This is a genomic window from Vibrio sp. 2132-1 (genome assembly GCF_033344315.1).
Genome location: NZ_JAWPON010000327.1, coordinates 1 through 711 on the forward strand (window position 1 = coordinate 1; position 711 = coordinate 711).

The following is a 711-nucleotide window of genomic DNA, read 5'->3' on the forward strand; positions in this document are numbered from 1 at the left end:
CTTTTAAAACGGATGAAAATGACCGAATGGGCAACTTGGAACAGCAAATTCAACGCGCCAAGCTGTTCTGTGACGCGTATGGCTGCTCGAAATTAGAGCGAGAAAATCTGGTGGATGTGATGACGTTAAGGCTCACGGCTTTGGTTGATTACATGAGACTGATGGCAAGCTGTAGGGATGAGAGATTTCAAGCTAATTTGGAAGAGGAACATCACATCGCGTATTTGCAAGATATCGATTATCTGCGTCAACATCACCAAGCGATTACTTTGGGCATACTAAAAGAACGTTAGTTTGCAATCACGTGTTTAATCTTATCAAATAACCATAGATTTAATGGTGCGTGTTGCTGTGAACGCCGACAACTCATCACGTAGCTGACATTCAATTCTAAGCGGTTCGGTAGTGCGATACTTCTGCATCCCTGCGGGACATGGTCACTCATCGTGATACCGAAATGATCGGTTTGAAGGATGATTTTGTGGATCATCGCTGGGTGTTCTATTTCCACTTTTGGCGACGCATTAAAACCAATGTTCTTCAAGCGTTCCAACAGAGGGTATCGGTAGTCATTCCATCCTGGTGTTTTGAAGAGTAAAAAGGGGTAGAGCTGCAAGTCATCAAAATCTTGTGCGGGGTGATCTTTGCGAACAAAAAAGACGGCTTTTCCTTTTCCCAACTCTTTTTGTGCGACCGATTGAGGTAAGTCCT

At 43.9% G+C, this 711-nt stretch carries 1 protein-coding gene and 1 pseudogene; one reads left to right on the forward strand and one right to left on the reverse strand.

The window, feature by feature from the left end; genetic code table 11:
- Positions 1–293 (forward strand): annotated as a pseudogene (locus tag R8N47_RS25205) (phosphotransferase); the annotation flags it as partial.
- Here the strand turns inward: R8N47_RS25205 and R8N47_RS25210 are convergent.
- The coding region (locus R8N47_RS25210; RefSeq protein WP_318186107.1) for a LysR substrate-binding domain-containing protein at positions 290–711 on the reverse strand (422 nt) is incomplete at its 5' end. The pseudogene R8N47_RS25205 and the gene R8N47_RS25210 sit on opposite strands and share 4 nt — an antisense overlap.